The 24,816-nt window shown below is 73.5% G+C and carries 24 protein-coding genes and 1 pseudogene; 10 read left to right on the top strand and 15 right to left on the bottom strand.

Annotation, left to right across the window (positions count from 1 at the left end; all coding sequences use genetic code 11):
• Window positions 1–273 precede the first annotated feature (273 nt).
• The gene (locus AB0435_RS11380; protein ID WP_366005015.1) at window positions 274–1,368 is read right to left on the bottom strand and encodes a GNAT family N-acetyltransferase; all 1,095 of its coding nucleotides are present in this window, start codon (window positions 1,366–1,368) and stop codon (window positions 274–276) included.
• 1 nt (window position 1,369) lies between these two features.
• Window positions 1,370–1,861, bottom strand: a complete 492-nt coding sequence (locus AB0435_RS11375; RefSeq protein WP_366005016.1) for a hypothetical protein — start codon at window positions 1,859–1,861, stop codon at window positions 1,370–1,372.
• Window positions 1,862–2,196: 335 nt separating this feature from the next.
• Here AB0435_RS11375 and AB0435_RS11370 point away from each other — a divergent pair, with 335 nt between their 5' ends.
• Window positions 2,197–3,003 (top strand): SGNH/GDSL hydrolase family protein, encoded by an 807-nt coding sequence (locus AB0435_RS11370; RefSeq protein ID WP_366005017.1) that lies wholly within the window; start codon window positions 2,197–2,199, stop codon window positions 3,001–3,003.
• On the opposite strand, the gene AB0435_RS11365 is transcribed toward AB0435_RS11370, so the two are convergent.
• Window positions 2,992–4,674, bottom strand: coding sequence for a serine/threonine-protein kinase (locus AB0435_RS11365; RefSeq protein WP_366426751.1), 1,683 nt, complete (start codon window positions 4,672–4,674; stop codon window positions 2,992–2,994). The genes AB0435_RS11370 and AB0435_RS11365 overlap by 12 nt on opposite strands.
• Window positions 4,675–4,916: 242 nt before the next feature.
• Here AB0435_RS11365 and AB0435_RS11360 point away from each other — a divergent pair, with 242 nt between their 5' ends.
• On the top strand, window positions 4,917–5,180 hold the full coding sequence (locus AB0435_RS11360; RefSeq protein WP_366005019.1) for a hypothetical protein: 264 nt from the start codon (window positions 4,917–4,919) through the stop codon (window positions 5,178–5,180).
• Window positions 5,181–5,308: 128 nt separating this feature from the next.
• Here AB0435_RS11360 and AB0435_RS11355 read toward each other — a convergent pair.
• Window positions 5,309–5,659 (bottom strand): annotated as a pseudogene (locus AB0435_RS11355) (ABC transporter permease); the annotation flags it as partial.
• Here AB0435_RS11355 and AB0435_RS11350 point away from each other — a divergent pair.
• Window positions 5,621–5,911, top strand: coding sequence for a TetR/AcrR family transcriptional regulator C-terminal domain-containing protein (locus AB0435_RS11350; protein ID WP_366005020.1), 291 nt, complete (start codon window positions 5,621–5,623; stop codon window positions 5,909–5,911). The pseudogene AB0435_RS11355 and the gene AB0435_RS11350 sit on opposite strands and share 39 nt — an antisense overlap.
• Here AB0435_RS11350 and AB0435_RS11345 read toward each other — a convergent pair.
• From AB0435_RS11345 to hmgA, 3 genes are all read right to left on the bottom strand, one after another.
• Entirely contained in the window at window positions 5,906–7,087 is a 1,182-nt protein-coding gene (locus AB0435_RS11345) for a type ISP restriction/modification enzyme (RefSeq protein ID WP_366005055.1), read from the bottom strand. The genes AB0435_RS11350 and AB0435_RS11345 overlap by 6 nt on opposite strands.
• Before the next feature lie 407 nt (window positions 7,088–7,494).
• Complete coding sequence (locus AB0435_RS11340) at window positions 7,495–8,244, bottom strand: GntR family transcriptional regulator (RefSeq protein ID WP_366005021.1); 750 nt, start codon at window positions 8,242–8,244, stop codon at window positions 7,495–7,497.
• A gap of 57 nt (window positions 8,245–8,301) precedes the next feature.
• Window positions 8,302–9,651 (bottom strand): homogentisate 1,2-dioxygenase, encoded by a 1,350-nt coding sequence (gene hmgA / locus AB0435_RS11335; protein WP_366426750.1) that lies wholly within the window; start codon window positions 9,649–9,651, stop codon window positions 8,302–8,304.
• 124 nt (window positions 9,652–9,775) lie between these two features.
• On the opposite strand from hmgA, the gene AB0435_RS11330 reads away from it, so the two are divergent.
• On the top strand, window positions 9,776–10,732 hold the full coding sequence (locus tag AB0435_RS11330) for a hypothetical protein (protein WP_366426749.1): 957 nt from the start codon (window positions 9,776–9,778) through the stop codon (window positions 10,730–10,732).
• Window positions 10,733–10,856: 124 nt separating this feature from the next.
• Here AB0435_RS11330 and AB0435_RS11325 read toward each other — a convergent pair whose 3' ends face one another.
• On the bottom strand, window positions 10,857–11,471 hold the full coding sequence (locus AB0435_RS11325; protein ID WP_366426748.1) for a TetR/AcrR family transcriptional regulator: 615 nt from the start codon (window positions 11,469–11,471) through the stop codon (window positions 10,857–10,859).
• Window positions 11,472–11,672: 201 nt separating this feature from the next.
• Between AB0435_RS11325 and AB0435_RS11320 the strand changes: the two genes are divergently transcribed.
• Window positions 11,673–12,191, top strand: coding sequence for a DUF2165 domain-containing protein (locus AB0435_RS11320; RefSeq protein WP_366005025.1), 519 nt, complete (start codon window positions 11,673–11,675; stop codon window positions 12,189–12,191).
• Window positions 12,192–12,209: 18 nt separating this feature from the next.
• Here AB0435_RS11320 and AB0435_RS11315 read toward each other — a convergent pair whose 3' ends face one another.
• From AB0435_RS11315 to AB0435_RS11305, 3 genes are all read right to left on the bottom strand, one after another.
• Complete coding sequence (locus AB0435_RS11315; RefSeq protein ID WP_366005026.1) at window positions 12,210–13,301, bottom strand: Zn-dependent alcohol dehydrogenase; 1,092 nt, start codon at window positions 13,299–13,301, stop codon at window positions 12,210–12,212.
• A gap of 94 nt (window positions 13,302–13,395) precedes the next feature.
• On the bottom strand, window positions 13,396–14,814 hold the full coding sequence (locus AB0435_RS11310) for an aldehyde dehydrogenase family protein (RefSeq protein ID WP_366005027.1): 1,419 nt from the start codon (window positions 14,812–14,814) through the stop codon (window positions 13,396–13,398).
• Window positions 14,815–14,918: 104 nt separating this feature from the next.
• Window positions 14,919–15,380, bottom strand: a complete 462-nt coding sequence (locus tag AB0435_RS11305) for a MaoC family dehydratase (RefSeq protein ID WP_366005028.1) — start codon at window positions 15,378–15,380, stop codon at window positions 14,919–14,921.
• Between the two features lie 100 nt (window positions 15,381–15,480).
• Here AB0435_RS11305 and soxR point away from each other — a divergent pair, with 100 nt between their 5' ends.
• The gene (soxR, locus tag AB0435_RS11300) at window positions 15,481–15,978 is read left to right on the top strand and encodes a redox-sensitive transcriptional activator SoxR (RefSeq protein WP_366005029.1); all 498 of its coding nucleotides are present in this window, start codon (window positions 15,481–15,483) and stop codon (window positions 15,976–15,978) included.
• A 17-nt stretch (window positions 15,979–15,995) separates the two neighbouring features.
• Here soxR and AB0435_RS11295 read toward each other — a convergent pair whose 3' ends face one another.
• From AB0435_RS11295 to AB0435_RS11280, 4 genes are all read right to left on the bottom strand, one after another.
• Window positions 15,996–17,438, bottom strand: coding sequence for an amidase (locus AB0435_RS11295; protein WP_366426747.1), 1,443 nt, complete (start codon window positions 17,436–17,438; stop codon window positions 15,996–15,998).
• Between the two features lie 91 nt (window positions 17,439–17,529).
• Window positions 17,530–18,141 (bottom strand): hypothetical protein, encoded by a 612-nt coding sequence (locus AB0435_RS11290; RefSeq protein ID WP_366426746.1) that lies wholly within the window; start codon window positions 18,139–18,141, stop codon window positions 17,530–17,532.
• Window positions 18,142–18,355: 214 nt separating this feature from the next.
• On the bottom strand, window positions 18,356–19,642 hold the full coding sequence (locus AB0435_RS11285; protein WP_366005032.1) for a serine-threonine protein kinase: 1,287 nt from the start codon (window positions 19,640–19,642) through the stop codon (window positions 18,356–18,358).
• Window positions 19,643–19,741: 99 nt separating this feature from the next.
• Window positions 19,742–21,091: an erythromycin esterase family protein gene (locus tag AB0435_RS11280; RefSeq protein WP_366426745.1), complete on the bottom strand. Its 1,350-nt coding sequence runs from the start codon at window positions 21,089–21,091 to the stop codon at window positions 19,742–19,744.
• Window positions 21,092–21,281: 190 nt separating this feature from the next.
• Here AB0435_RS11280 and AB0435_RS11275 point away from each other — a divergent pair, with 190 nt between their 5' ends.
• From AB0435_RS11275 to AB0435_RS11260, 4 genes are all read left to right on the top strand, one after another.
• On the top strand, window positions 21,282–22,058 hold the full coding sequence (locus AB0435_RS11275; RefSeq protein WP_366005034.1) for an SDR family NAD(P)-dependent oxidoreductase: 777 nt from the start codon (window positions 21,282–21,284) through the stop codon (window positions 22,056–22,058).
• A gap of 9 nt (window positions 22,059–22,067) precedes the next feature.
• A complete protein-coding gene (locus tag AB0435_RS11270; RefSeq protein ID WP_366005035.1) occupies window positions 22,068–23,762 on the top strand; it encodes an AMP-binding protein in 1,695 nt (564 codons plus the stop codon).
• Complete coding sequence (locus AB0435_RS11265; RefSeq protein WP_366005036.1) at window positions 23,759–24,367, top strand: TetR/AcrR family transcriptional regulator; 609 nt, start codon at window positions 23,759–23,761, stop codon at window positions 24,365–24,367. Before AB0435_RS11270 ends, AB0435_RS11265 begins: the two co-directional genes overlap by 4 nt.
• Before the next feature lie 84 nt (window positions 24,368–24,451).
• The gene (locus AB0435_RS11260) at window positions 24,452–24,769 is read left to right on the top strand and encodes a hypothetical protein (RefSeq protein WP_366005037.1); all 318 of its coding nucleotides are present in this window, start codon (window positions 24,452–24,454) and stop codon (window positions 24,767–24,769) included.
• Window positions 24,770–24,816: the final 47 nt, after the last annotated feature.

The raw sequence follows: 24,816 nt of genomic DNA, 5'->3' as shown, positions 1-24,816 counted from the left end.
GCGTGGCGTGCGACCCTGCGACCGTGACTACCGAACGCGGCACCCCCCACCGCGCCCCGCCCCCGACACCATCGCGGCGCTTGAGCCCTCCCCTTGAGCCGCTGTAACTGATGGGCCGATGCGGGTGGATGTACGACGGTATTGATGCTTGAGACTGTATGGCAAGAGCTGGTGCGGTGACTCCTCCTTTGGGTGTTTTTTGCGCCCGTTTCACACGCCCGGTTGACGGAATGCGCCGTTGGCGGCGCACTCGGGGGGCGTGCACCCGCGCCCTCAACTCCCCGCGCGGAACCGCCCCATGCGCTTGAGCAGCCGGTCGGCACGCTCGAAGAGCTCCGGTCGCGCCAGCACGGTGTTGCGCAGCGCCCGCACCGGCGCGCGCCGGGCCCGGTGTCCCAGGGCGACGGGGTGATGACGTGTCACCCACCCTTCGGAGACGATGAGTTCGCGGGTCTTGAGGGAGTTCTTGTACGCCTTCTCGCCGCGCCCCAGATCCAGATAGGCCATGCCCGCGGCCGCGGCCCCCTCGGCCATCCGCAGGTGCAGCACCAGACCCGGCGAGTATTTGGCGAACGCCGGGTCGTACGCCGGGAACCAGCAGGCGAGCACCGGGCCCGAGTGCAGCCCGAAGTGCGCCGCGACCGGCCGGTCGTCGGCGTAGAGCACCGAGAGCAGCCCTCCGAACGACGTGCTGCGGGTGTGGAAGAGCTGCTCCACGAGGTGGGAGATCCAGGGGCGCGCGAAGCGGTCGCTGCGCCCCGTTCTTCGGTACTGCGCGGACTTCCAGCCGATCAGGGTGTGCAGCACGGCCGGGTCGCGCTCGTCGTGCACGTAGCGCACCTCGCCGACGTCCCGGCCGAGCTTGCGCTCCTTGGCGAGGGTGGTGCGGGTGAACTTCGGGGACTGCTTGCGCAGTGCCGTCAGGTAGGAGTCGAAGCCCTGCTCGACGTCGACCACGGGCGAGCCGTACGACCCGGTGGCGCCGACCTCGAAGGGCTTCTGGCCCTCCACCAGGTGATCGAACTCCCATACCGAGAGCCCGCACGCGAGCAGCAACTCCCGTGCGTCCCACTGGAATCCGGGCCGGTGGACCAGCCCCTGGGCGTCCGAGACGCCCAGGCCGATGGCGCGGCCCACGCCCAGCGGGGAGCGCTGGTAAGGGAAGAAGGCCACCGGCTCGCCCTCCTCCCGCACGACCGCGACCCGCACCCCGTGCCGGCAGTGGCCGACGGCCAGGGCGAACTCCGGTGCCAGGAAGGGGTTCGCCAGCTGGGGCGAGCCGTCCTCGAAGGCCCGCGACTGGAGGGCGGACCAGGCCGCCCGGTCGGCCGCGGTGAGCTCGCCGGGGCGGTACACGCTGATGTTCACGTCAGGAAGCCCGACTTTTCGTCGCGTGGCCCCGGCGGTGCCGCGCGTGTGCCAGCAGGAACAGCAGGAGGCTGACGGCCGCGACGGCGGCGACGCCACCCCGCACTGTCCAGGTGTGCAGCGCGAGCATGACCTGTGCGATCAGCAGGTCGACGGCGACGGCGCCACCGGCCGCCACCACGGACCGGCTGAGTGGGTCGAGGCCGCGCAGGGCGGCCCCGACGGCACACGCCGGCGCCACTATCAGGAAGAACAGGGTGAAGGGCGCGCGCAGCGGCGAGCCGATGTCGGCGAGCGCCAGCGCGGCGCCCACTCCCGCGATGGCCGTCGCGGCACCCGCGACCATGGGGAGGGAGTCCCCGGCCGACCGTATCCCGCCCGCGGTGGTGTACTCCTGGGCCGGGGTGGTCGTCCCGTCGGGCGCGCGGGGCCCGGAGGACTCGTCGGGTTCGGAAAACTCGGAAAGCTCGGACAGATCTGTCAGCTCGCTCACGCCAGTTGGATCGGTGAGACCGGTGGGATCAGTGAAGCTCTGCATTGGCGACTTTGCCCCCCGAAGCGCCGGATGCCAAGTTTCAATGTCGCGCAATCGGCGGAGGCACGTCAAGATGTGAAGGCCGCGCATACAGACTCCGGTTACGCCATAGGGGAGCGAACCGGAGTCTTTCCGTCAGGGCGGCCCTCACCGGAATCTGTCGATCCGTCAGAAAATCTCCACGAGACGATCGTCAAGCATTCACCTACTCAACAGTCTTGGCATGGACACTTCCAGCGCATGCGGGCGACTGCTACCACGGAGTAAGTAGCGCCCCTGGTAAAGGAGGTTCCATGAAACTGTCCAGAGTCGTGGGTTCCGTATCCGCGCTGGCGCTCACCGCCACCCTCGCCCTCCTCGGCGCCGGCCCCGTCCAGGCCGCCGAGAAGGCCGCAACTCCCGGCTATGTGGCCCTTGGCGACTCCTACTCGGCCGGCGTGGGGGCCGGTGACTACGACGCGGGGAGCGGCACCTGCAAGCGCAGCACCAAGGCGTACCCCGAGCTCTGGGCCGCCGCGCACGCCCCCGCGAGCTTCGCCTTCACCGCGTGCTCGGGCGCCCGAACGGGTGATGTTCTCAGCGGGCAGCTCGGCCCGCTCAACGCCTCCACCGGGCTCGTCAGCATCACCATCGGCGGCAACGACGCGGGCTTCGCCGACACCATGACCACCTGCGTGCTCAGTGCCGAGAGCGTCTGTCTGGACCGCATCGCCCAGGCGCGCACCTACATCCAGAACGTCCTGCCCGCCCAGCTGGACGGCGTCTACTCCGCCATCAGCGGCAAGGCGCCCTCCGCCCACGTCGTCGTCATCGGCTACCCGCGCTTCTACAGACTCGGCGGAAGCTGTTTCGGCGGGCTCAGCGAGACCGTGAGATCCGCGGTCAACGACGCGGCCGACGCCATCGACGCCGTCATCGCCAAGCGCGCCGCCGACCACGGCTTCACCTACGCCGACGTCAACACCACCTTCGGCGGCCACGAGATCTGCTCCGACAGCCCCTGGCTCAACAGCGTGGCCTTCCCCGTCGACGAGTCCTACCACCCGACCGCCGCCGGCCAGGCCCAGGGCTACCTGCCCGTCTTCGCCTCAGCCGCCTGAGCCGTACCGAGCCGTCCCGCCGTACGTCCCGCCGTACCCGCCACCGCCCGGGGTCGAGCCGCCCGCCGAAGGCGACCGGCCCGGCGAACCCGAAGGGCCGGGCGACGCCGACGGGCTGCCCGGCGACGGCTTCTTGCACCGCACCGTGAACGACACATGAGAGGAGGTCAGCTGCTGCGGGCTCTTGACCTCGACGGCGATCCAGTCGTCACCCGCGTCCGAAGGGCCGCGGTCCGACTCCACATGGCTGAGGGTCTGTGTGCGGGCGGTGCTGAAGCTGAGCGTCCGCCAGCCGCCGTCCGTGACTCTACCGCTGCCCGTCACCCAGCGGTAGACGACGTCCACCGGGGCACGGCCCACGGCGACGGACGCCCGGAACGACGGCGCGGCCCCCGCCGACGGCGGGCAGGCGCCGGTGTACTGGTCGCGCTGCGCGGTGACCGTGACGCGCACCCCGTAGTCGGCGGAGTTGCCGGGCGAGGCTGCGGAGCTCCCGGAGCCGGCGGCCGGTGGCGCGCCCGCGTCGCGGCTGTCGGCCGAGGAGGCCCCGCCGGCGGACGTCTTGCCGCCGGAGTCGCCGCCGCCGCGGGTGAGCGCCCACACCAGGCCGCCCACCAGCAGCGCGGCCACCAGCGCCGCGGCGACGAGCACCCGGAGGGTCCGCCGGTGCTGCCCGTCGTCGGGCCCGGGCTCCGGCGCCGGTGCGCCGGGCGCGGTGCCGAAGCCCGGGGGACCAGGGAGAGGGGTACGGGGTCCGGTCGCGGAGGGCGGCGGGGCGGCGGGGTGCGCGGGGACCGTCGGCGCGTGGGAGAGGTCCGTGCCGCGCTGCCCGCCCGCGACGACGCGCAGCATCCGCTCCGCCTCCTCCGCCCCGAGCCGCCGCTCCGGCTCCTTGCGCAGCAGTCCTTCGAGTACGGGCGCGAGCGCGCCGGCACCGCGCGGCGGCGGGAGTTCCTCGTCCACCACCGCCCTGATCGTGCTCAGCGGGGTGTCCTGGCGGAACGGCGAGAAGCCCTCCACCGCGGCGTAGAGCGTCACGCCCAGCGACCAGAGGTCCGAGGCGGGGCCGGGCGGCCGCCCGAGCGCCCGCTCGGGGGCCAGGTACTCGGGCGAGCCCACCAGCTCGCCGGTCCGCGTCAGCGCGGAGCTGCCCGCGACCGTCGCGATGCCGAAGTCGGTGAGGACCACCCGGCCGTCGTTCGCCAGCAGGACGTTGCCCGGCTTCACATCGCGGTGCAGCACCCCCACCTGATGCGCGGCCCGGAGCGCGGCGACCGTCTCCGCGCCGATGTGCGCCGCGCGCGCGGGCGTGACGGAGCCCTCCGCTTCCAGTACCTCGGCGAAGGAGAGGCCCCGGATCAGCTCCATGACGATCCATGGGCGGCCGTCCTCGGTCACCACGTCGTAGACGGTGACGACATTGGGGTGGGATATGCGGGCCGCGGCCCGGCCCTCGCGCTCCATCCGGGCGTAGAGCTGCCGCACCTCGTGGCCGAGCAGCCCGGCCGGTGCCCGCACCTCCTTCACTGCCACCTCGCGGTCGAGCACCTCGTCCCGCGCCCGCCAGACCACGCCCATACCACCCTGGCCCAGCCGGTCCAGCAGTCGGTACCGCCCCGCCACCCACCGGTCGCCCTGGCCGCCGTACCCGGCTCCGGAATTCCCGCTCATCGACGGGCCCCCTCCCGCAAGAGAGCAATTCGGGGTGAATGTACCGCAACGGAGCGTGATTGCCTCCCGTTCCGCGCATTCCGGCCCATGCCAACTCGCGCCCAGTGACGGCAGGTTCACGCCAGGTTCGTCAACGCCCTTGACGGAGTGGTGAATACGGCCTGCCGATGCGCGGGTGACGGAATGGGGCGGTAGGGTTACTCTGCCTGGGCCGGGGTGCCTCGTACGGGTGGGGAGTTTCGATGGATCAGATAGCGATGCGCGGCAGGGCACGAGTGCCTGCCATCAACTGCAACAGCGGTGCGACCAGTGCGCGCCTCGACCGCCATCTCGCGGTGCTGGGCGGACCCGCCCTGCCGCAGCGGGAGGTCGAGAACGCGACCCTGCTGATGCGGGAGCTGACCTCGCGTGACCGCGTGGCGGCCAAGCAGAGCAGGACCGCCAAGGTCTCGCTCCTGGCGCCGCTCAGACGACTGCGCCGATCACTCTTCGGCAACCACGGCTGACCCGGACCCCGGCCCGGATCACGTAAGCCGCCCACCACACCGACCCGGCTCAGCGCCGTCGGCCGTACGCCCTCTCCCCAGGGCCGGCCGATCGGCGCTGATGCATGCCCGGGGCCGGCGCGGTGCCCTCAGGCCGCGTCGCGCCCGTACCGCCGGACGGTCAGCGGTACGAAGACCGCCGGCAGCACCGCGGCCCAGCCGAGCGACGCCGCGACGGGGTGGGCCGCCGGCCAGGAGCCGTCGGGGGACGGCCCGCCGTTGCCGAAGAGGTCCCGCGTCGCGGTGACCACCGCGCTGATGGGGTTCCACTCGGCCACCGTCCGCAGCCGGCCCGGCATGCCGTCGGTCGGTACGTAGGCGTTCGAGATCAGTGGGAGCATGAAGGTGGCGGCGCCCAGCTGCCCCGCGGCCTCCTCGGTCCCCACCACCAGCCCGGCGTAGTGCCCCACCCAGGCCGTGACCAGCCGGAAGAGCAGCAGCGAGAAGGCGCCGCGTACGTCTCCAACGAGCTGTCGGCGGCCGAGCGCGCCCGCACCTCGCCCTACCCGCCCGAGCAGGAACAGGCCGCCCGCACGGCCTACCTCACGCGGGCGCTGGCCGACGGCGCGTACCCGCGGCTGGCGAAGGCGCTGGCGAGCGGGCCGGAGCAGACCGACTCCGACGCGGTGTTCGACCGGGTCGTCGACCGCATCCTGGACGGCTTCGACGACGGGAGCCGCGGCGGCTCATAGCAGCGCGAACTGCCCCTCCGGGCCCTCCTCCTGGTGGCCCAGCACCGTCGCGGGCCGCCGGGCGGAGGGCGGCGGCGGGAGCACGCCCGCGCGGCGCAGCTCCGCGGCGTCCGGCCCGCGGCCCGCCACAGGCAGCGGCCGCCGGTCCGCCGTCTCCGCCAGCAGCGCCAGGACCGTGATCAGCTCCAGCAGTTCGGACGTCCACTCCGGCAGCCAGCCGGCGGGCCGCAGGGCCTCCAGCGTCCCGGGCTCACCCGTGGCCGTACGCTCCGCGAACCACGTCTCCAGCACCCGCGCCCCGCCCGCGCGGAACTCCCAGGCCCCCTCCGGCACCGGCGCGATCCGGCCCGCGCCCAGCAGCAGCGTCTCCCGCGCCGGGTCGTAGTCCAGGCGCCCGGGCGGCCCGGACGCGACGGCGGCGCGGACGTAGGGCCTGCGGCCGCCCGGCAGCCGGGGGCGTTCACCCGGCGCGGGAGCGCACCGCGCGCCCCGGGTGTGCACCCACACCACGTGGCGGCCCAGCGCGACCCCCTCCTCCCACAACCGGGGCGACGCGGTCAGCGGGACGGCCGTCCCGGCGCGGGTCGGGCGGGCGACCGCCGCGGTCCAGGCGAGGAAGTCCTCGGCGGAGACGGCCCGTCCGAGCGCGCCCGCCAGGTGGTCGAGGAGGCCGGGCGCGAGATTGGGCTCCAGGCCGGCGGGGCGGCGGTAGAGCGGCCGGATCCTGCCGGGCCTGCCGTCGGGGGAGTGCCCGTCAGGCAGCAGCGCGGAGAAGGCCGGGCCGTCCGTGCCCGGTGCCGCCTCCAGCACGTGGATCTGACGGTCGTCGGCCACCCGCCACAGCTCCGGCCGCGCCGCGTCCACGAGCCGGTGGTCGGGCAGTAACCACTGCTCGTCGTACGGCCCGTGAGCGATCCGCACCGGCTCGGGACACGGCCCCATCCCGTGCGCGAGCCGCCCGGTCGACGTGGCCTGACCGGGGAGCTGGGTCACGGCGCTGTGCGGTGTGCGGGAGCGGGTGGGGCGGAAGAGGGCTTCGCGGGTGGCTGCGTCGGGGGCGGCTGCGAGGGCCGCCCAACGGGCTTTCAGGGAGGCGGTGTCGGGGGCGGTGATCCATGGGCGGCCGAGCCGTAGTGGGGCCACGGACCAGGGCATGAGGTCGGCGAGCAGGGGCATGTCGGCGGCCTGTGGCGTGGTCACGCGGGCATGGTAGCGGGGTGTTTGGGCGGCTTCTGGGGGCGGGTCGGCTGGCGCCTGCGGCGGGCTTTTCCCCTACCCGCCCCTTCCCGGAACTGGGGCGCGTGCCCCAGGCCCCCGGCTGCGGGTCCGTTGCCGCCTGCGGCGGGGGCGCCCTGCGGGCGCGTCCTCAAACGCCGGACGGGCTGAATGTGCGGACCGTAGCCAGCACATCCAGCCCGTTGGGGGCACCTCCCAGCGGTAGCTGGGGGAGTTTGAGGACAGCGCGCGAAGCGCGCTTTGGGGGTCTGGGGGCTTGCCCCCAGTTTCGGGAAGGGGCGGGGCTGGGGAAAAAGCCCGCCGCAGGCGTAAGCAACCCGCCCCCAACCATCCGCCAAGGCCACTGCCTAACGCGCGTCCACCGTCACCGTGAAGGAGAAGCGGTCACCGCGATAGTGGATGCGCGCCACGTCCACCACCCGTCCCGCCTCGTCATAGGTGACCCCCGTGTAGAAGAGGATCGGGCTCAGCAGCGGCACCTGGAGCAGTCGGGCCGTCTCCGGATCCGCGAGCCGGGCCTCGACCGTGTCGGTGATGCGGCTGATGCGTACGCCCACCGCGTCCCGCAGCACCTTGGTCATCGGCCACCGCTCCAGATCGGCGAGGCCGATGCGCGCGGCGAGTTCGGGGCGGACGAGGTTCTCCGCCCAGTTCGTCGGCTCGCCGGTCCGCTCGTCGCAGCGCAGCCGCCGGTAGGCCATCGCCTCGTCGAGTCCGGGGAAGTGCTCGGCCAGCTCCGCCGGGACGCTCGTGGGGCCGTGGCCGAGCACCTCCGTCCGCTCACCGGACTGCTGCGCCACGATGGCGTCCACCGAGCCGAGCAGCCGCACCGGCGAACTCCGCCGCGCGCTCGGCTCGATGAACGTGCCGCGCCGCCGGTGCCGGCTGATCAGCCCCTCCGTCTCCAGCTCCTTCAGCGCCTGCCGCATGGTGAGCACGCTGACGCCGTAGTGCGCGGCGAGCGCGTCCTCGGTGGGCAGCCGCAGCGGGTCACCGGCGCTCCGCCCGAGTATCGAGGCGCGCAGCGACTGCGACACCTGATACCAGAGCGGCAGCTTCCGGTTGAGCGTGACGGAGTCGGGGGCGAAGGTGGTCACGTGGGGCTCCGGCTCTACGGCTGCGAGGAAGGCGCTGACAGTACGGGCGGGTCGCCATCACCGGCGGTAGTGGCGCTCCAGACCCTGCCATACGTCGTCGTAGCCCGCCTGAAGGTGGTCGGCCGTCCTGGCCCGCTCCGTCGCCGTGACCGGCCAGCGCGTCTCGAACATGAAGGCCAGGCCGTTGTCCACCTTCTGCGGCCGCAGCTCCGCCGCGCTCGCCTTGTCGAAGGTCTCCCGGTCCGGGCCGTGCGCCGACATCATGTTGTGCAGCGACCCGCCGCCGGGCAGGAAGCCCTCCGCCTTCGCGTCGTACGCGCCCTCGATCAGGCCCATGTACTCGCTCATCACGTTCCGGTGGAAGTACGGCGGCCGGAAGGTGTCCTCGCCCACCAGCCAGCGCGGCGCGAAGACCACGAAGTCCACCCCCGCCAGCCCCGGGGTGTCCGAGGGCGAGGTGAGCACGGTGAAGATCGACGGATCGGGGTGGTCGTAGCTGATCGACCCGATCACGTTGAAGCGCCGCAGGTCGTAGACGTACGGGACGAGGTTCCCGTGCCAGGCCACGACGTCCAGCGGAGAGTGGTCGTACGTCGCCGACCAGAGGTTCCCGCAGAACTTGTTGATCACCTCGACCGGGCGCTCGGCGTCCTCGTACGCGGCGGTCGGCGCGAGGAAGTCCCGGGCGTTCGCCAGCCCGTTGGCGCCGATCGGCCCGAGCTCGGGCAGCGTGAACGGCTGCCCGTAGTTCTCGCAGACGTATCCGCGTGCCGTCGGGCTCTGCCCGCCATCGGACGCGGCTTCCAGGAGCTCCACCCGGAAGCGCACCCCGCGCGGGATCAGCGCCATGTGACCGGGCTCGGCGCGCAGCAGGCCGAACTCCGTCCGCAGCAGGAGCGCCCCGCGCTCGGGGACGATCAGCAGCTCGCCGTCGGCGTCGCTGAACACCCGGTCGGTCATGGAGGCGTTGGCGGCGTAGAGGTGGACGGCCATGCCGGTGCGCTGGGTGACGTCGCCGTTGCCGCCCAGCGTCCACAGCCCGGCGACGAAGTCGGTGCCCTCGGGGGGCTCGGGCAGCGGGCTCCAGCGCAGCCGGTTGGGGTCGGGCGCGGAGTCGGTGAAGGGGGCGCTGCTGATGTTTCCGTTGCCGGTCCGGGTGAACGGCGGGTGCGCCGCGGAGGGCCGGATGCGATAGAGCCACGAACGCCGGTTGCTGTGCCGGGGCTCGGTGAAGGCGGTGCCGCTCAGCTGCTCCGCGTAGAGCCCGAGCGGGGCCCGCTGGGGCGCGTTCCGCCCGTGCGGCAGCGCCCCGGGGACGGCCTCACTGCTGTGCTCGTTGCCGAAACCGGCCGAGTAGGCCAGTGCTCCGGCGGACTTCCGGGCCTGCTCGTCGCCCGTATCGCTCATCGCGTGCTCCCCGCGCCGATGGATTCCTATGGGAGACCGTAGGATTCCGGGCCGGGCGCGTCAATGGATCAGCGCCAGGGCGTGGCGGCTGCGAGGATCGGAGACCTCACACCAGGGGGGACCGATGCGCGGGGAGCCGGAGTTCACGTGGGGGAACGAGCCGGGAGGGTCAATAGGGGAAGGCTTCGCGCACGCCGTCCGCGGACTGTCGCTGCGCCTGGTCGCCCTGGACAACGAGCCCGGCGGGCCACCGGCCGCCGACGCGGCCGTACGGGCATTCGCCGCCGTGCGCCGGTCGCTGCGGGAGCGCGGGCCCGAGCGGCGGTACGAGCGGGACGTCCTCGCCGCCACGGCCGAACTCGCGGAAGTGGCGGGCTGGGTCCTCTTCGACGCCGAACGGCCCGGTGAGGCGGCCGGGTTCAACCGGGTGGCCCTGTGCCTGGCCAGGCGCTCCGGCGACCGGGCGACCGAACTGCTCACCCTCCAGAACGTGGCCCTCGCGTCCGGCTGGTCCGGCCGCCCCCGGGGCGAGCTGGCGGTGGCGCGGTCGGTGCTCGACCGGGGGCGCCTGTCACCGCGCGTCGAAGCGGTCTTCCGCGTGCGGGAGGCCCGGGGCCTCGCGGGCACGGGCCGCTCCGCCGAGGCCGCCCGCTCCTTCGCCCGCGCCCGCTCGCTCCTGGCCGAGGGCGAGCGGCACGGCGACCCGTTCTGGGCCTGGTGGATGACCGCGGACGAGGTCGACGGGCACCAGGGGTTCGTGCTCCAGGAGGCCGGCGAACGGAAGGCGGCCGTGCACCACCTGCGCCGGGCGGCGCTCCAGGAGGAGGGCGCCGGTGCGGGCTACCGGCACATCTTCGCCGTGCGGCTGCTCGACTGCCTGCTCGGCCTCCACGCGTGGCGCGAGGCGGAGGAGGTGGCGGAGGGGCTCGTCCCGGTGGCGGCCGCCGGGATCGCCTCGGCCCGCACCCGCGGCCTCCTCGACGGCCTCGCCCGCCCCGGGCGGGGCCTGCCCGGCAGTGCCCCGGGCGGTCTCCGCGAGGTGCTGGAGCACCTCGCGGCGTCGGCCGGTCAGTCGGTGTGACCCACCATGCGCAGGACCGGGTCGGCGTAGAGCTCGCCCACCTCGCCCGGGGCGGGCGGGGCCTGCCCGGCAGCGCCCCGGGCGGTCTCCGCGAAGTGCTGGAGCACCTCGCGGCGTCGGCCGGTCAGCCGGTGTGCCCCACCATGCGCAGGACCAGGTCGGCGTAGAGCTCGCCCACCTCGTCCGGCGTGCGCTTGCCCTCCGCGTTGAACCAGCGGGCCACGTCGATGCACAGGGAGAGCACGGCGAGCGTGGTGCCGCGCACGTCGGGCACGTCGAAGTCGCCCGCCGCGACGCCGTCCTCGATGATCGCGCGGACCGCCGCGTCGGTGTCCCGGCGCAGCCCCACGATCTCGGCGTGGTGCTCCTCGCCGAGCGCCCCCAGCTCGTACTGCACCACGCGTGCGGTGGTGTGGTGCTCCGCGTGCCAGCGGACGAAGGCCCGCACGGCACCGGCGAGGCGCTCCGCGGGGGTGCCGTCGCCGTCCTGCTCCCGGCGGAGGATGTCGAGGGCGAGCCGGTGCCCGACGCTGCTGATGCGGTAGAGCAGCTCTTCCTTCGTCCGGTAGTGGATGTAGAGCGCGGCGGGGCTCATGCCCGCGCGGCCGGCGATGTCGCGGGTGGTGGTGGCGTGATAGCCGCGCTCGGCGAAGGCGGCGACGGCGGCGGTCACCAGCTGGCGCGCGGCGTCGGGTGTGACCTCGGCCCACTCCTCGCTCCGCGTGTGCTTCGCTTCCATCCCGAGCCCCCGCTCTCCGGCTGCGCCGCGGACTGCCCGGCGGCGGAAGGAACACCATACCCCTGTGACTGAGCAAGCGCTTAGGTTCCGGGCTTCCCGCACCCCGCGCAGGCGCGGTGGCGTGCGGGAACGCCCGTGTATGCCGCCGCCCGTACGGGCATGCATCCGGCAGGGGCGCGGCGCTCGAGGGTGGGAGACCCGATGGCGAACAAATGGCAAGGTCACGCGGGGCGCTTCGGCACCCTCCCGGTCGCCGCGGTCGCGCTGACCGCGACCGTGGCGCTGTACACGGCGCTCGTCGCCTTCGGCAACATCACCGACTTCGGCACCAACCAGCAGTTCGTCCGGCACGTCCTGGCGATGGACACGACGTTCAAGGACGACGACCTGATGTGGCGGGCCGTCACCGACCACACCGTGCAGGACATCGCCTACGTCTTGATCATCGTCTGGGAGACCGTCGCGGCCCTCGTGCTGATCGCCGGCACCGTGCTCTGGCTGCGGGGGGCGGCGGCGCGCGGAGCGGCCCGGCGGGTCACCACCGTGGGGCTCGTGATGCTCCTGCTGCTCTTCGGGATGGGCTTCATCGCGATCGGCGGCGAGTGGTTCGCCATGTGGCAGTCCGCCAAGTGGAACGGACTCCAGGCCGCCGAGCGCAATTTCGTGGTGGCCGCCCTGGTGCTGGTGCTGATCCACCTGCCGATGCGCGACGAGACGTGAGGTGAGAGGGGCGGCCGTTCACCCTTGCGGGAACACCACCAGGGAGCGGCCGCCCCGCCCCGCCAGCATCGCCTTGAACGCTTCCGGGATGCCGTCCAGCCCGATCCGGCCGGTGACCATCGCGGACAGGTCGAACCGCCCGGCCCGCACATGCTCGGCGATCACCGGCAGGTCCTTCGCCGGGTCGCTGTTGCCGTAGACACAGCCCGACAGCGTGCGGCCGAAGTGGAAGAGCTCCAGCGCCGTGAACGTCACCTGCTGATCCCGCCCGCCGATGCCCACGACCGTGGTGCGCCCGCCCCTGCGCGTGGCCGACCAGGCCGTGCGGATGGCCTCGGCGCGGCCCGCGCACTCGACGGCCACGTCGGCGCCGTGGCCACCGGTGAGCTCGCGGATCCGCTTGGCGGTGCCCTCGCCGGCGACGAGGAACTCCGTGGCGCCGGCGGCGCGGGCCAGTTCCTCCTTCTCCGGCGAGACGTCGACGGCCACGATCGTCCCCGCCCCGGCGATCCGCGCCGCCTGGAGGGCGGCCAGGCCCACCCCGCCGATGCCGTGGACGGTCACGGACTCCCCGGCCCTCACCCGCGCGCTGTGGTGCACCGCGCCGTAGCCGGTGAGCACCGCGCAGCCCAGCAGCGCCGCCTCCGTCAGGGGCACGCCGTCGGGCAGGGGGAGTGCGGCGCTCGCCCGGACGACGGTCTCCTCCGCGAAGACGGCGGTGCCCAGGCCCGGGTAGAGCTCGGTGCCGTCCTCGCTGAGCGTGGCGTACGGCACGGCCGCCGCCGCGCCCGCGTCCGTGCACAGCCAGGGCTCGCCGAGCCCGCAGAAGTGACAGGTCCCGCAGGAGGGCGCCCAGTTGAGCACCACCGCGTCACCGGGGGCCACATGCGTGACACCCTCGCCCACCGCGGTGACCGTGCCGGCGCCCTCGTGCCCGAGGACGGCGGGGACGGGCTGGCGGAGTGTGCCGTTGGAGAGCGACAGGTCGGAGTGGCAGACCCCGGCGGCGGCGAGCCTGATCCGCACCTGCCCCGGCGCGGGGTCCGGGAGGTCGATCCCGGCTATGCGCAGGGGAGTGCCGGTGCTCGTCAGGACGGCGGCGCGGACCATGGCTTCCTCTCGGTGGACGTGGCGCGGTACGGGGGCACTCGCCCCCGTCCGCCCTCTCTCCCGCCGGGTTCTCCCGTCAGAACCGGAGGGGACTTCAGAACTGCAAGGACTTCGTCTGGAGGTATTCCGTCAGACCGTGCGCGCCCAGCTCCCGGCCGACGCCCGACTGCTTGTAACCGCCGAACGGTGCGAGGATGTTGAAGCTGCCGCCGTTGATCTCGACCTGCCCGGCGTCCAGGCGGCGCGCGAAGGCCGCGGCCGCCGTCTCGTCACCGGCCCAGACGGCGGCCGCGAGACCGTAGACCGTGCCGTTGGCGATCCGCAGGGCCTCCTCCTCGTCCTCGTACGCGATGAGCGAGATCACCGGGCCGAAGATCTCCTCCTGCGCGATCGTCATCTCCGGGGTGACGTCGGCGAAGACCGTGGGGCGGACGAAGTAGCCCTTCTCCCGGCCCTCCGGTGCGTCGGAGCCGCCGGCGACCAGCCGGGCGCCCTCCTGGACGCCCTGGTCGATGTAGCCGCGCACACGGGCGTGCTGCTTGGCGTTGACGACCGGGCCGACGCGGACCTCGGGGTCGGTCGGGTCGCCCGGGACGTACGCGGCGACGGCGGCGGCCGCGAGGGAGACGGCCTCCTCGTACTGACCGGTGTGGACGAGCAGCCGGGTCAGGGCGTTGCAGGACTGTCCGGTGTTGCGGCAGACGTCGGCGACGTTGGCGGCGACGGCCTTCTCCAGGTCGGCGCCGGGCAGGACGACGTTCGCCGACTTGCCGCCCAGTTCGAGGGCGAGGCGCTTGACGCCCGCGCCCGCGATCGCGCCGATCCGCTTGCCGACGGCGGTCGAGCCGGTGAAGGAGACCAGGTCGACGCCGGGGTGCTCGGCCAGCGCTTGGCCCGCGACCGGGCCGAGGCCGGTCACGAGGTTGAAGACGCCCGCCGGGATCTCCGCCGCGGCCACGCACTCCGCGAACAGCTGGGCGGTGAGCGGCGTGTCCTCGGCGGGCTTGAGGACGATCGTGCAGCCCGCCGCGAGCGCGGGGGCCACCTTGTTGACGATCTGGTGCAGCGGGTAGTTCCAGGGCGTGATCGCGCCGACGACGCCGACCGGCTCCTGGAGCACCGTGGAGTTGCCGACCCGCTCCTCGAAGGCGTACGTGCCGGCGAGCTCCGCGTACGAGCCGGCCACGGCGACGGGCAGTCCGGCCTGCACCCGCGTGGCGAATCCGATCGGCGAGCCGAGCTCCGCGGTGATCGTCGCGGCGATCTCGCCCTTCCGGGCGGCCAGCTGGTCGCGCAGCGCCGCGATGAACTCGCCCCGCCGGGCGGGCGCGGTGCCGGCCCAGCCGGGCAGCGCGGCGCGGGCCGCGGCCACGGCGGCGTCGACGTCCTCGGCGGAACCGGCGGGCACCCGGCCGATGACCTGCTCGTCTGCGGGGTTGACGACCTCGATGGCACCGGTCCCGACGGCGGGCCGCCAGCTGCCACCGATGTACATACCGTCGTGCGCGATCACGGTTCATCTCCTCACGGTGTCGGTGCTCGATGTTCCGTGCGAATCATCGAGTTCCCCGTGACCTCAACCTAACGCCCGCCGGAACGCGGGCACCAGGGCCCCGTTTACCAGGTGAAGCGGCTCACCGACTCCGCCACGCACACCGGCTTCCCGCCGCCCTCGCGCTCGACGGTGACCGCCGTAGTCAGCTGGACGCCGCCCTCGACCTCGGTCACATCGGTGATCACCGCCCGTGCGCGCAGCCGTGATCCGACGGGCACGGGGGCGGGGAAACGGACCTTGTTCAGCCCGTAGTTGATGCCCATCCGCATGGGGGAGACCCGCATCAGGAGCGGCACCAGGGACGGCAGCAGGGAGAGCGTGAGATAGCCGTGCGCGATCGTCGTGCCGAAGGGGCCCGCCGCCGCGCGCTCCGGGTCCACGTGGATCCACTGGTGGTCCCCGGTCGCCGCGGCGAAGAGGTCGATCCGCTTCTGGTCCACCTCCAGCCAGTCGCTCGGGCCGAGCTCCTCGCCGACCGCCGCCCGCAGCTCGTCGGACGAGGAGAAGATCCGGGGTTCCGCCATGCCGCTGCCTCCCGAGCACCACCACTGTGTCTAAGCGCTTGCTCAGGATGTTGGGTGCTCGTCGCGATGTCAACGCCCCCGCTGACGTAAGGTCGGACCCGTGCCGCAGATTCCTGTCAAGGTCCATGAACTCACCGTCGGGCAGCTGTCCGCGCGCAGCGGCGCGGCCGTCTCCGCGCTGCACTTCTACGAGACCAAGGGTCTGATCAGCAGCCGCCGGACGTCGGGCAACCAGCGTCGCTACGACCGCGACGCCCTGCGCCGCGTCGCCTTCATCCGGGCCGCGCAGCGCGTCGGCATCCCGCTCGCCACGATCCGCGATGCGCTCGCCGAGCTGCCCGACGAGCGCACGCCCAACCGCGAGGACTGGGCGCGGCTGTCCGAGCTGTGGCGCGGTGAGCTCGACCAGCGCATCGAGCAGCTGGGCCGGCTGCGCGACCACCTGGACGACTGCATCGGGTGCGGCTGCCTCTCCCTGGAGAGCTGCGTGCTCTCCAACCCGGACGACGCCGTGGGACGGCTCGGCAGTGGCTCACGCCTGCTCGTGGAGCGTCGCCGGACCAAGGCCGGCCCGTCCCCGTCCCCGTCCGACGACTGACCCCTCACCACATCGACTCACCACATCGACGGGCGCCGCCCCGCCCACGGCTTCGCCGACTCCAGCTGCGCCGACAGCGAGATCAGCGTCGCCTCGTCCCCGTACCGGCCCGCGAGCTGGATCCCGATCGGCAGACCCGCCGCGTTCCAGTGCAGCGGCACGCTCACCGCCGGCTGCCCGGTCGCGTTGAAGAGCGGGGGGAAGGGCAGGAACGGGATCAGCGCCGCGAACTCCGCCGCCGGATCGCCGTCGTTGCGCAGCGCCCCCACCGGCAGCGGCGGCTGCGCGAGCGTCGGGGTGAGGATCACGTCGTAGCCGGTGCCCGGTGCCTGGAGGCCGTCGGCCACCAGCTGGGTGAGCTTGCGCAGCGCGTACATGGCCCGGGCGAACTCCGGCCCGCCGACGGCCTCGCCGCGCTCGCGCAGATGCCGGGTGAGCGGCGTCAGCAGCTCCTCGCGTCCGGCCGGCACGGGCTGGACGGCGGCCAGCACCTCCCACACGCGCGAGAACGCCTCGGCGAGCGTCGGGTCGTCCGGCAGGGACAGCTCCTCGACGTCGTGGCCGAGCCCGCCCAGCAGGGCGGCCGCCTCGTCCGCCGCCGCGAGGCAGTCGGGGTGCACCGCCACGCCCGGCACCGGAGTGCCCGTCAGCCGCACCACCCGCAGCGGCCGCGGGGCGCGCCGCGCGTGATCGGCGAAGGTCTCGCCGGGCGGCAGCGGGGGCGCGCTGTACGGGTCGCCCGGCTCCGTGCCCGCGAGCACGTCGAGGAGCGCCGCCGCGTCGGCGACCGTACGGGCCAGCGGGCCGGAGGTCGAGAGCCCGGTGATGTCGTGCAGCACGGGGCCCGAACTCACCCTGCCACGGCTCGGCTTGATGCCGAAGAGCCCGCACGCGGAGGCCGGGATGCGGACGGAGCCCCCGCCGTCGCTGGCGTGCGCGAGCGGCGCGAGCCCGGCCGCCACCGCGGCGCCCGCCCCGCCGCTGGAGCCGCCCGCGGACCGGGTGAGGTCCCACGGCGTACGGGCGGGCGGCGCGACGTCGTTCTCCGTGTGGGCGGGCAGGCCGAACTCCGGGGTGTTGGTCTTGCCCAGCAGGATCGTGCCCGCCGCGCGCAGCCGCGTCGCCACGTGGTCGTCCACGGCCGGGACGTGGTCCGCCAGCGCCGCCGAGCCCAGGGTGCACCGCACGCCCGCGACGAAGTTGAGGTCCTTCACCGGCACCGGCACCCCGTGCAGCGGGGACAGCGGCCGGCCCTCGCGACGGGCGGCCGCCGCCTCGCCCGCGGCGTCGGCCGCCTGCTTGCGGGCCACCTCGGGAGTGACCGTGATGAACGCCCCCACCGCGGCGTCCAGCCGGTCTATCCGCTCCAGATAGTGCTCGGTCAGCTCGACGGGCGAGAGCCGTCCGGCCCGCACCGCCTCACCCTGCTCCAACGCGGTCAGATCGTGCAGCTGCGCCATAGCCGTCCGCCATTTCGTCGCCCGAAGAGCCGTGTGCGCCGCATCCTCGCACCGCGGACGGCCGGTGGTCACCACCCCCTGCTCCGTGCGGTCACACGACCGCGTACTGCTCCTGGAACGCACGCCGCCGCGCCGTCGTCAGCGCCGCGGTGGTGAGCACGGGTACCGGCACCACGATGCCGCAGTCCGTGCAGACGGGTCCTTCCATGGGGTAGCGCTCCAGGTCGGAGCGCCATTCGAGCTGCTCACGGCGGCAGACGGGGCAGCCGCCGCCGGGGCCGGCCTCCATCGCGGCGATCACCCGGCGCAGGACATCGGAGAGCCGCGGCGCCGGATACACCGTGGGGCTCACACAGGGCACCACGTCACAGCCGCCCCAGGTGTTGCGGTGCCAGTCGTCCACCGCGCAGGGCTGGCGGATCCCGTCGTGCTTCTCGCGCTTGCGGCGGTCGGCGAAGGACGCCTCGTAGGCCAGCCAGACCGCGCGGGCCTCCTCCAGTTCGGTCAGCGCCGCGATCAGCCGGGCCGGATCGGGGGCGCGGTCCTCGGGGTCGAGCCCCGCCAGGGCGCACAGGTGGTGCCAGGTCGCCCGGTGCCCGTAGGGGGCGAAGCGTTCGAGACATTTGCGCAGGGAGGTCCGTCGCAAGGCGATGGTGTTCCGTGGATTGCGCACCTCTCGTGCGAGTGCTCTGAAACCTGCCACTGCATCCCACCTCCGACAGCGCGGACTCGGATCGACATGGAAGGGACGTAACGCGTCGCGATTCGGATCCATCGGACGTGCCACGCCGCCGACTCCGCTCTGCTACCCCGAAGACGCGGACAGATGTGGGGCGGGTGGGAGATTGCGTGAAGGTGGCGGATCCGCGACCTCCGCCCGGTGCGCGATCCGGCCGGTCGTCAGCGGCCGCCGGTGCTCAGCGTGTGATGCCTCCGGCGAGCAGGACCACACGTGCCAGCTCCGCGTGACAGATGTCGCTGTGGGCTCCCGAGGGCGGGCCGCCGTGCGCGACGACCGCCGACGCGTCGACGTTCACACAGCCGTACCCCGGCAGGCCGCCGGACAGCGCCTGCGCGAGGGAGAGCCCGGCGCAGGCGCCGACGGACTGCATACCGTCGTGCCCCAGCGCGCCCCACCGCGAGTCGTCCAGACCCAGCACCGAGTCGTCGTCCCCGGAGAGGCGGGACGCGAGCGGGTAGAGCACCCCGAGCGCCGTGTCGTGGCTGGAATGGCAGCACACCACCGGCCCGTTCACCCGGTCGTACAGCCCGCTCAGCGCGCCGCCCTGGTCCGTCGCGAACGGCAGGCTCGACGCGAACACGTAGTGCGAGAAGGCGCCTTGGAGCAGTGTCAGCGAGGCCACCGGTGAACGGCCGTCCGGGAGCCCGCTCAGCGCGAACGACACCAGGCGCGCCCCGAAGCTGTGCCCCACCAGATGCACGCGCACCCCGGGCCGGGAGCCGGCCAGCAGGCCGAGGAAGGGGCCGAGCCCGTGCCCGCCGACCGTGCCGGCCCGCCGCTTCATCGTGTAGTACGAGATCTGCCGCAGCAGTTCGTAGGCCCCGTGCCACAGCCGCTTCAGTCCGTCGCCGAGCAGCTCGGCCGAGAGGGCGCCCGTGTGCGCCACCGCGTCGGCGAAGCTCCCGCACACCGCCTGCGCGTCGGCGGTGAGCATGGCGGGCAGCGGGCCCGGCCCCAGGTCGGTCGCCCCTGGCGGCAGCGCGGTGGCCAGGCCGCGGACGGTGGTGACGAACTCCGCCAGCCGCGCCGGGTCCTCGGGCCGCTCGGCGAGCAGCCGCGCCAGCCGGTCCACCACCGCTTCCTCGCACGGCAGGACGCGGACGAGCGCCTGCCGGGTGGCCGGATCGAGCCCGTCACCGGGCGGGGCGACGGCCGCCGCCGAGGACGGGAAGTGGGGGATCGGCTCGTCGGGGAAGTCCATCGACGGCCAGATCACCCCCGCGTAGCCGAGGCGCTCGCCGCCCGCGGCCCCGGCGAGCAGACCGGGGAACGGCGCGAAGAACTCGCTGTACAGCCGGGTCGCCCCCGACCGGTCGTTGTTCCAGCCGTGCGCGAACACCACCAGATCCGTGACGCCCTGCCGCGCGACCCCGGCTATGAGGGCGTCGCGCTCGGCCGGATCCACGTCCCCGTCGGTGTCGAACGTCAGCTCCCAGTACGGCTCCACACTCATGTCCGGCATGGCAGACCCCCTTGTGCGGCCAGATGCGCGGGCATCGTCCCGCCGTCAAGGGGGCCTGTCCAGACTCATGGCACGGGTACACACGTCCGTGACACGGGACTACCGGTGCGGCAGGAGGTCCGCCGCCCGGATGCGGTGGAGATGGATGAGAATGTCGTATCCCTTGCCCAGCGCGGTCAAGTAGTCCGGAGTCGGGTAGTCCGTACCGATGTTGCGCGTGGGACGCGCCACCGCCAGCCACTTCCGGGCCGCGGCGGGCGCCGTCCGCATGTCCAGCACGTAGTCGCGGTACGGCACCTTGTCGAGCGTGTGCTCGTTGCTGCCGGGCGCGGCCGGGCCGACGTCGGCGACCCGGGGGGACTCGCCGTCGCGCATGGCGAGGAACGAGCCCTCGTTGAAGGTGAGCCGGACGTTCACATAGCGGTCGCCCAGCCGGTCCCTGAGGAACGCCCCCTGCACCCGCGGGTACTGCGCCGGGTCGTCGGTCACGTACGTGACGTGCGCGTTGTGCGCGGACAGCAGGATCTTCCGGCCGGTGTGCTCCTGCCACCAGGCGGTGTTGGCCGCCATGGTCGCGTCCCGGAAGCGCATGCAGTCGGCGACGCTCTTCGGGTCGTTCAGGTCGAACGTGTACATCTCCGCCACCTGCGAGATCGCCCGCGCGTGCTGCACCGCCCACATGAACTCCTCGCCGCCGCCCGCCGGGCGCTGCCGCGACAGCAGGCCGAGGGCCTCGCGCGCGCTCTCGGCCATGGCGCGCCGCTCGCTCAGCGGGCGCTTGAGGTAGGCGTTCATATAGCTGTCCGTGCTGGTGCCGGGCGCGGGCCGCTGCGCGCGGTAGAGCTCGGTGAAGCGGGACAGCAGGGCCGGGCGGTGGGCCCGGACGTAACCGGTGACCTTGTCGAAGAGCCCGGGCCCCGCGTAGGCGGAGTCGTCGCCCATGAACCGGAGCTTCTTCGCGTGGGTCGTGTTGTACGCGCGCATCCACTCGATCAGGTCCAGGTATTCGCGGTTGTTCCACATGCGGTACGCGTTCTGGAACTCCTCGGCCATGATCTGCCGCGCGTCGCCCCTGCCGTGCACCACGTAGTCGTCGAGCCGCACGCCGGCGCTCCAGTTCGCCTCCAGGGCGAAGGTGGTGAACCCCTTCTCCTCCACGAGGTAGCGGAAGACGCGGTGCTTGTTGGCGAAGAACTCGTGCGAGCCGTGCGTGGCCTCGCCCAGCCCGACCACCGTGGCGTCGCCCACCATGGCGCCCAGCGGCCGCAGGTCCCGCAGGTCGCCCGTGGGGTCCGTGGTGCGCAGCGGACGGGCGGCCCGGGTCAGGGCGGACACCGGGTCCGCCGGGCCGGAGTACGCCCCGGCCGGCTTCGCCGCGACCAGCGGGCCCAGGGCGGCGAACAGCGTGAGCGACAGCGCTGACCGGCGGGTGAGCTGCGCGGAAACCATGGGAACACTCCAGGGGGGCCGGTCGGAACTCTCCCGGACACGATCGTTTCCGGGGGCCTCCCGCCACCATCCGATCCACCCCCGTCCCCGGGGTGGAGCCAGCCCTGCCCCCGGGCACCCGACGCCCCCTTCCGTCCCCACATACCGACTGGTTAGTCTGCCCGTGCAGCCGAGCGAGGGAGACGTCAGCGTGGGTACGGTGCGGGACGCGGGAGTTGTGGTCACCGGAGCGGGCGGCGGCATCGGCGCCGCGCTCGCCCGCAGGTTCGCCGCCGAGGGCGCCCGCGTCGTGGTCAACGACCTCGACGTCGCCAAGGCCGAGGCGGTGGCCGAGGAGATCGGCGCCACCGCCGTCCCCGGCGACGCCTCCACAGTGGTCCCCGCCGCCCGCGAGGCGCTCGGCGGCCGGATCGACATCTACTGCGCCAACGCGGGCGTCGCCCCAGGCGGCGGACCCGAGGCGGAGGAGGACCTGTGGGAGGCCGCCTGGGACGTCAACGTCATGGCGCACGTGCGGGCGGCCCGTGAGCTGCTCCCCGAGTGGCTGGACCGGGGCAGCGGCAGGTTCGTCGCCACCGTGTCCGCCGCCGGGCTGCTCACGATGATCGGCTCGGCCCCGTACAGCGTCTCCAAGCACGCCGCGCTCGCCTTCGCGGAATGGCTCTCGCTCACCTACCGCCACTGCGGGATCGACGTCCACGCCATCTGCCCGCAGGGCGTGCGCACGGACATGCTGCGCGGCACCGGCGCGGCGGGCGAGCTGGTGCTCCTGCCCACCGCGATCGAGCCCGCGCAGGTCGCCGACGCCCTCTTCGAGGGCATGGCCGCGAACCGCTTCCTGATCCTCCCGCACCCGGAGGTCGCCGACTACTACGCGGCCCGCGCCACCGACCCCGACCGCTGGCTGCGCGGCATGAACCACCTCCAGCGCAGGCTCGAAGAGGTGCCCGGCCAGGGCCGGATGTAGGCGCGGACCATGACGTCGACCACCCCCTCCTACCGGGACGCGCCCTGGCTCGCGCGGTTCGCCCCCGCCCAGCGGGTGCCGGGCACGCCGCCGCCGACGGTCCTGCACGCCTTCGACGCCACCGTGCGGCGCGCCCCGGACCGGCACGCGCTCGCCTATTTCGACGGGCGGCTGACCTATCGCGAGGCCGACGAGCTGTCCGGCGCGCTCGCGGGCCGTCTCGTCGCCCGCGGCTTCCGCCGGGGCGACCGGGCCGCGGTCATGCTCCAGAACACCCCGCACTTCGTGCTCGCCGTCCTCGCCGTCTGGAAGGCCGGCGGCACCGTCGTGCCCGTGAACCCCATGTTCAAGGCGGGCGAGGTCCGGCACATCCTCGACGACTCGGGCGCCACCGCGCTGATCTGCCGGGACCGCGCCTGGGCGGACTTCCTGCGGGACGCCGCGGCGGCCTCGGCCGTCCGTATCGCGTTCACCGCCTGTCCCTTCGGCCTCCAGACGCGCGACGACGCGCGGGTGCTGCGCGGCGAGCGCGTGCCGCCGCCCGACGGCGCCGAGGACCTGCTGGCCGCCGCGCGCTCCGGGACCCGCCCGCCCGCCGGCCCCGGGCTCGGCCCCCAGGACCCCGCCCTCATCAGCTACACCTCGGGCACCACCGGGGTCCCCAAGGGCGCCGTCAACACCCATGGCAACATCGCCCACAACGCCGAGCGGGCGCGCATCGGCTCCGGGCTGCCCGACGGCTCCACCTACTTCGCCCTCGCCCCGCTCTTCCACATCACCGGCATGGTCGCCGAGCTCGGCTCCTGCCTGGTCAACGCGGGCACGCTCGCCCTCGCCCACCGCTTCGACGCCGCGGTGGTCCTCGACGCGTTCCTCGAACACCGCCCCGCCTACACCATCGGCCCCGCCACCGCCTTCATGGCCCTCATGGCACAGCCGGGCGTCGGCCGGGACCACTTCGCGTCCTTCCGCCTGATCTCCTCCGGCGGCGCACCCCTGCCACCGGCCCTGGTGGAACGGTTCCGCACCACCTCCGGCCACTACCTCCACAACGGCTACGGCCTCACGGAGACCACCGCCACCACCGCCTCCGTCCCGCCCGGCACCGAGGCCCCCGTCGACCCCGCCACCGGCACCCTCGCCGTCGGCGTGCCCGGCCCGGGGACGCTCGTGCGCATCGTGGACGAGCGCGGCGCGGAGGTGCCCTTCGGCGGGCACGGCGAGATCGTGGTCAGCGGCCCCCAGGTCGTCCCCGGCTACTGGCGGCGCCCCGAGGACACCGCCGCCGCCCTCCCCGGCGGTGAACTGCGCACCGGCGACGTCGGGTTCATGGACCACGACGGCTGGCTGTACGTGGTCGACCGCAAGAAGGACATGATCAACGCCGCCGGCTTCAAGGTCTGGCCCCGCGAGGTGGAGGACGTCCTCCACACCCACCCCGCCGTCCGGGAGGCGGCCGTCGTCGGGGTGCCGGACGACTACCGCGGCGAGACGGTCCGGGCGTACGTCAGCCTCCGCCCCGGCGCCGAGCCCGCGGCGGCGGAACTGGTCGCGCACTGCCGGGAGCGGCTCGCGGCGTACAAGGTCCCGCGCGAGGTGCGCGTCCTGGCCGAGCTGCCCAGGACGACCAGTGGCAAGATCCTCCGCCGGGAGCTGCGCGACGATCCCGCGGCACGACAAGGGAAGACAGGTGGCGGCGCATGACCAGGACGGTGACGGCCGGAACGCCGGGCGGCGGCACGAGGCCCGTACCGCAGCGGCTGCTGGCCGCCGCCACAAGGCTCTTCGCGGACCAGGGCTACGACCGCACGTCCGTCCAGGAGATCGTCGAGGCGGCGGGCGTCACCAAGGGCGCCCTCTACCACTACTTCGGTTCCAAGGACGACCTGCTGCACGAGGTCTACGGCCGGGTCCTGCGGCTCCAGCAGGAGCGGCTGGACGCCTTCGCGTGCGCGGACGCGCCCGTGGAGCGCAGGCTGCGGGACGCCGCCGCGGACGTCGTGGTCACCACCATCGAGAACCTCGACGACACGAAGATCTTCTTCCGCTCGATGCACCACCTGGGCCCGGAGAAGCACAGACAGGTGCGCGCCGAACGGCGCCGCTACCACGAGCGTTTCCGCGCCCTGGTCGAGGAGGGCCAGCGCGCGGGCGTCTTCAGCACGGCCACCCCCGCGGACCTCGTCGTCGACTACCACTTCGGCTCCGTCCACCACCTGGCGAACTGGTACCGCCCGGAAGGCGCCCTGACGGCGGCCCAGGTGGCGGACCACCTGGCAGACCTGCTGCTGCGCGCGCTGCGCCCCTGAAGCGTGTCGTGCGGGGCCGGGCGTCGTTGAGCGGATGAAGGGCCTTTCGGCCCTTTCGTCTGCTGTCGAGAAAAAGGATCAGGGATGCGCCTTTTCCGTCCTGTCGTCGTCGCCCTCGCGGGCCTCGCCCTCGCCATGGCCGTGCCCACGGGCACGGCCGTCGCCTCGAAGGGCTCGTTCACGTGGGTGGGCCCCAAGGGCAAGCCCTTCTTCGTCGAGAATCCGCCGGACGGCAAGTGCCTGACGATGAGTCAGGAAGCTCACGGTGCGTACAACGGGACGGCGGGCCCGGTCACCATCTACACCGGAAAGAAGTGTGACGGCGGCTCCGCGCGCCTCAAGACGGGCCAGCGCGGCCCGGCCGACAAGCCGTTCTCGAGCGTGAAGTTCAGCGCGCACTGAGACCCGGCGCGCCCCCGCCGCAGACCATCCACAGCCCGCGGTGGGGG

It is taken from the genome of Streptomyces sp. NPDC051173 (genome assembly GCF_040689515.1).
In the GTDB taxonomy this organism is placed as follows: Bacteria; Actinomycetota; Actinomycetes; order Streptomycetales; family Streptomycetaceae; genus Streptomyces.
The sequence above is the reverse complement of the archived record's forward strand: the minus strand, read 5'-3'. Positions and strand labels throughout refer to the sequence as shown.

What these genes read in the sequence shown, in the direction of transcription:
- AB0435_RS11370 (WP_366005017.1), top strand. Translation starts at nt 2,197, where the DNA reads ATGAAACTGTCCAGAGTCGTGGGTTCCGTATCCGCGCTGGCGCTCACC.
- AB0435_RS11365 (WP_366426751.1), bottom strand. Translation starts at nt 4,674, where the DNA reads ATGAGCGGGAATTCCGGAGCCGGGTACGGCGGCCAGGGCGACCGGTGG.
- AB0435_RS11360 (WP_366005019.1), top strand. Translation starts at nt 4,917, where the DNA reads ATGGATCAGATAGCGATGCGCGGCAGGGCACGAGTGCCTGCCATCAAC.
- AB0435_RS11345 (WP_366005055.1), bottom strand. Translation starts at nt 7,087, where the DNA reads ATGCCCCTGCTCGCCGACCTCATGCCCTGGTCCGTGGCCCCACTACGG.
- hmgA (WP_366426750.1), bottom strand. Translation starts at nt 9,651, where the DNA reads ATGAGCGATACGGGCGACGAGCAGGCCCGGAAGTCCGCCGGAGCACTG.
- AB0435_RS11330 (WP_366426749.1), top strand. Translation starts at nt 9,776, where the DNA reads ATGCGCGGGGAGCCGGAGTTCACGTGGGGGAACGAGCCGGGAGGGTCA.
- AB0435_RS11325 (WP_366426748.1), bottom strand. Translation starts at nt 11,471, where the DNA reads ATGGAAGCGAAGCACACGCGGAGCGAGGAGTGGGCCGAGGTCACACCC.
- AB0435_RS11320 (WP_366005025.1), top strand. Translation starts at nt 11,673, where the DNA reads ATGGCGAACAAATGGCAAGGTCACGCGGGGCGCTTCGGCACCCTCCCG.
- AB0435_RS11315 (WP_366005026.1), bottom strand. Translation starts at nt 13,301, where the DNA reads ATGGTCCGCGCCGCCGTCCTGACGAGCACCGGCACTCCCCTGCGCATA.
- AB0435_RS11305 (WP_366005028.1), bottom strand. Translation starts at nt 15,380, where the DNA reads ATGGCGGAACCCCGGATCTTCTCCTCGTCCGACGAGCTGCGGGCGGCG.
- AB0435_RS11295 (WP_366426747.1), bottom strand. Translation starts at nt 17,438, where the DNA reads ATGGCGCAGCTGCACGATCTGACCGCGTTGGAGCAGGGTGAGGCGGTG.
- AB0435_RS11285 (WP_366005032.1), bottom strand. Translation starts at nt 19,642, where the DNA reads ATGCCGGACATGAGTGTGGAGCCGTACTGGGAGCTGACGTTCGACACC.
- AB0435_RS11280 (WP_366426745.1), bottom strand. Translation starts at nt 21,091, where the DNA reads ATGGTTTCCGCGCAGCTCACCCGCCGGTCAGCGCTGTCGCTCACGCTG.
- AB0435_RS11270 (WP_366005035.1), top strand. Translation starts at nt 22,068, where the DNA reads ATGACGTCGACCACCCCCTCCTACCGGGACGCGCCCTGGCTCGCGCGG.
- AB0435_RS11265 (WP_366005036.1), top strand. Translation starts at nt 23,759, where the DNA reads ATGACCAGGACGGTGACGGCCGGAACGCCGGGCGGCGGCACGAGGCCC.
- AB0435_RS11260 (WP_366005037.1), top strand. Translation starts at nt 24,452, where the DNA reads ATGCGCCTTTTCCGTCCTGTCGTCGTCGCCCTCGCGGGCCTCGCCCTC.